This is a genomic window from Streptomyces sp. PH10-H1 (assembly GCF_030063355.1).
GTDB lineage: Bacteria > Actinomycetota > Actinomycetes > Streptomycetales > Streptomycetaceae > Actinacidiphila.
Genome location: NZ_JASISZ010000175.1, coordinates 1 through 3,019 on the forward strand (window position 1 = coordinate 1; position 3,019 = coordinate 3,019).

At 63.4% G+C, this 3,019-nt stretch carries 3 protein-coding genes and 1 pseudogene; all 4 read right to left on the reverse strand.

The window, feature by feature from the left end:
• Nucleotides 1-223: 223 nt before the first annotated feature.
• Nucleotides 224-1,105, reverse strand: a complete 882-nt coding sequence (locus QMK24_RS40905; protein ID WP_283471989.1) for a hypothetical protein — start codon at nucleotides 1,103-1,105, stop codon at nucleotides 224-226.
• A gap of 204 nt (nucleotides 1,106-1,309) precedes the next feature.
• On the reverse strand, nucleotides 1,310-1,486 hold the full coding sequence (locus tag QMK24_RS40910; RefSeq protein ID WP_283471990.1) for a hypothetical protein: 177 nt from the start codon (nucleotides 1,484-1,486) through the stop codon (nucleotides 1,310-1,312).
• A 131-nt stretch (nucleotides 1,487-1,617) separates the two neighbouring features.
• On the reverse strand, nucleotides 1,618-2,520 hold the full coding sequence (locus QMK24_RS40915; protein ID WP_283471991.1) for a Shedu anti-phage system protein SduA domain-containing protein: 903 nt from the start codon (nucleotides 2,518-2,520) through the stop codon (nucleotides 1,618-1,620).
• 286 nt (nucleotides 2,521-2,806) lie between these two features.
• A pseudogene (locus QMK24_RS40920) lies at nucleotides 2,807-2,893 on the reverse strand (transporter); the annotation flags it as partial.
• Between the last annotated feature and the right edge of the window lie 126 nt (nucleotides 2,894-3,019).

Genomic DNA, 3,019 nt, shown 5'->3' on the forward strand with positions numbered 1-3,019 from the left:
GCGCGGGCACGGCCGTCCTTCGTGATCACTGAGCGTAGAGAACTCCATGATCGCCTGGACCCGTGCCCGCACCGCATCCACCCCACCTGATCACTCGACAGCGGCTGCCTATTGCCGGTCGGTCTTAGCCCGTAACCAGATGAAACGCGCGGCGCTCCGGTTCCCGGCCGCTGCACAGCCGGGAACCGGAGTCGGTCTATCAGAGCGGTCCAGGTGGTCGCGATCACGGCTGCGACGCAGCTTGGAACGCCTGCCCAGTGGGTCCGTTGGGCCAGCGTTCGCCGGGCTGGAGCCCGATGCTGGGTCCGCCAGCGACGAACCACCTGGTTAGCGCGCGGCCGCCGGCGACGTCCAGGACGGGATGGGCCGTAATGTCGAGATCGGCAGGTGGATTGGGCCATAGCCTGGTCGCCCAGCCAGGGGACTCGAAGGGGTTCACGATGTCGATCAGCGGGTGGAAGACCAGCTGGAATGAGACCATCAGGTGGTTCGGCAGGGAGAAACCCAGCGTCGTGGCTCTGCATTCCCCTCCGGCGCCGTCGCGCCGATGAACTCTCGGCAGGACCGCTTGATCGAAGTCCGGAAGGTCGGCGGGAGCTCCATCGGAGTCGATCACGGACATCCAGAGCGAGAGGTCCTCAGGGAACTGGCCACTGTTGCGCATCATGGGCAGCGCCGACTTGGGCAGCTCCAGCACACTGCGGCTCACGGTGTCCAGGTGTCCGATTTCGGAGTTCATCGCCAGGGGATGGGCATGCAGGAGCAGAGTCTTCACCACCCAGCGGGCGAAGGCCACCACGTCGGCACCCGCGATCGGTCGGAGGTCATTGAGAACAGTCTCGACCTGAGGCTTGCCCGCAACCTCGAATGTGCGGTTGAGCCATCCGTTGCAGTCGGTTGGACTGTTACTGCCGCACACCGGCAGCATGACGCGTGCCAGTTGGTCACGCTGAGTGCTGCCGCTGCGCTTGGGGATCGGCTTGCTGCCGGCGTAGTAGGTGAACGGTCCCTGGCCATCCCACCGCTCGAAGAACCAGCGAGGAAGGACATGCTCGCCTTGCGAGCTGACACGGGAACCGCAGAACACACAGTCACCAATTGCCATGGTTGGAGGGTACTGCCCAACGCTCCTCTGAAAACAACCGATTTCGCCGTCAGTGTGAGTCGCTCTGCGCGTCGGGGGGCTCGTCAGGCACGTACGGCCATCGTCCACTCGACTATCCGGTAGCCCGCAGCTCGGGCGAGGATGTCGAACCGGACTGGGTGGCACGCACGGTTAGCGGAGCCGGACCCAGCGGGTGCTGCTCGCCTACGACTTGGTGCTGCACGACTGAACGGCTTGGGCGAAGTGCAGGACGACCCCCTTGGCCCCGGCGGCGAGTTCGTCAATGAGCGCGTTGCTGCGGAGGTCGGTGGAATGACTCTTCACCCAGATCATGGAGAACGTGATGATCTGGTCGATGTCGCTGGGGCGCAGCAGGATCACGTCGCCGGTGTGCAGCGGCTCGGGTCGGCGGTCGGCTCCGGCGCGTTGAGGAGCGCGATGGGGGCGCGTGCCGCAATGTACAGCCGGTTAGGGAGCACAAGCGTCAGCGAACCGGTGGACGCATGTGACCGCTATTCACCCCCGCCCAGCGACACCACCGTCAACTGGTTGGTCTGGTCCCGTTGACTGCCACTGCGCCAGTGCCGCCATCGGGAGGCGACGTACTCCTTGCGCTCGTCACTGATCAGGGGCACAGATTGCAAGGCGGGTTCGGGATCGGAGACAGCTTTGAAGAGATCCGACATCAGGGGGTGAGTAGTAAAGGTCGGAGGGAGTCCTTTCAGAACCCAACTGTTTCCTGTTCGAGTCAAGGTGCCATACCGCTCAGCGTCTTGGGCGGGTCTGAGCATGTCGAAAGTAAAGAAACGTTCATTGCTTCGACGCATGAAGTCCCGCTTGGATCGCAAGTAGCCATGGTCGGGGTGGTGAGATGTACCTGGGCGGAACTCGTCGTCGCGTCCGTAGATTAGGACGTATTGGGGTTCAAGCGCACGGCGGTTAAAATCCGGCGCGTAGGTCTTAAGGAAGACCGACTGGTTGTCGGGTTGCGAGAACCAGACCTTCCATTCCACCAACTGATCGAGCGCTTCTGTGAGCTTGGCTGTGGGCGTCTGGTTGCCGGGGTTGAACCAGCGCTTTGAGGGGCTTTCGATCTCGATGCAGATGGGGCGCACGGCAGCGGTGTCTCTGCGGACCCACATGAAGTCGGGGATGCGACGCCTGCCCAAGCCCTGGAGTTCGGGCTGGCTGATGACCGACCACAGGACCGGACCGTGGTGTCCAGCGCCGACGTCGTCGCTCGCTCCGGGTAGGAGGCATGGGTGTGCCTCAAGGAAACGCTGTACATCTACCTCGGAGCAATTCGAGGCCAGGAATTCCGCCCATTTAATTGTGAGCCAGGCGCGATAGGTTTCCCAGTCCGTTGCTCGGGGGCGAGCCGGATCGTCACTTGCCCTAACGGTGTTCAATTCCATGCTTGGATTTCTCCGGACTGTGTGCGGTTAGAACCTCACAACGGGGCCGCCGGCCTAGGGCGGCAATGCAGAACGGCCGACCTGGCTTTCGTGGTGCGTCCATCGGTGCCTCACGGACCCCGAAGGCCATGGCCGCCCGCGGTCCCGCTGTGCACTTCGCTGACCGACGGTTCAACGACTGCACGTGGTCGGTGTCACGCCCATTCCATCCCCGGCTCCGCGAGGGCGGCGCGCTGCTGGGTGCTGCGTTTGTCCCGCCGCTCACGGCCACGGCGCCGTCAAGCGATCACGCCGCTGCGTAGCTCGCCCGGAACAGATCCTGTGCACCCTCCACGTCCCGCGACGTACGGAGCTGCACCTCCAAGTCACCCGTGAACAGTTCCGGGTTCGGTAGAGACTCTAGATTGTGGCTGTGACCTGTGGTTCTTGGGCGTTTTGGTAGTGGGTGGTTTCGTATTCGGCGGGTGGGACGTGGCCTATCTCACCATGGAGTCGACGA